General features: G+C 49.4%; 2 tRNA genes and 1 rRNA gene. All 3 read left to right on the top strand.

Features of this window, described 5'->3' with window-relative positions:
* Positions 1 to 189 precede the first annotated feature (189 nt).
* Positions 190 to 266 (top strand) — tRNA-Ile (locus E4U82_RS19720).
* A gap of 16 nt (positions 267 to 282) precedes the next feature.
* Positions 283 to 355, top strand: a tRNA-Ala gene (locus tag E4U82_RS19715).
* 82 nt (positions 356 to 437) lie between these two features.
* Positions 438 to 536: ribosomal RNA gene (locus E4U82_RS19710) — 23S ribosomal RNA — on the top strand; the annotation flags it as partial.

Genomic DNA, 536 nt, shown 5'->3' with positions numbered 1-536 from the left:
TGGATTTAAAGGAAGGCCGATTAAGAACGCCACGTCCTTGAAAAAGGAAAGCACTTTTTCTGCGTGCGATGTATCGCTGACGCAGCTTTCCTTATCCTGTGGCAACATCGGCATGACCTACATCGTGTAGGCCTCCATACTGGGTTGTTTGGTTCAGTTTTGAGAGATTGATTTCCTCTGAATATAGATGGGCCTGTAGCTCAGTTGGTTAGAGCGCACGCCTGATAAGCGTGAGGTCGGTGGTTCGAGTCCACCCAGGCCCACCATCTATATAGATTATACGGGGCCTTAGCTCAGCTGGGAGAGCGCCTGCTTTGCACGCAGGAGGTCAGCGGTTCGATCCCGCTAGGCTCCATTTTGTACCTTGAAAACTAAATAAGAGCAAAGACATTCAACGCAAGTAAAAAAAGCGCGTTCGTTAAACGAACGTTTTGATTAGTTAAGTGAAGAAGAGCGCACGGTGAATGCCTTGGCACCAGGAGCCGAAGAAGGACGGGACTAACACCGATATGCCCCGGGAAGTCGTAAGTAGACTG

Source organism: Lentibacillus salicampi (assembly GCF_004565465.1).
Classification (GTDB): Bacteria; Bacillota; Bacilli; order Bacillales; family Amphibacillaceae; genus Lentibacillus; species Lentibacillus salicampi.
The sequence above is the reverse complement of the archived record's forward strand: the minus strand, read 5'-3'. Positions and strand labels throughout refer to the sequence as shown.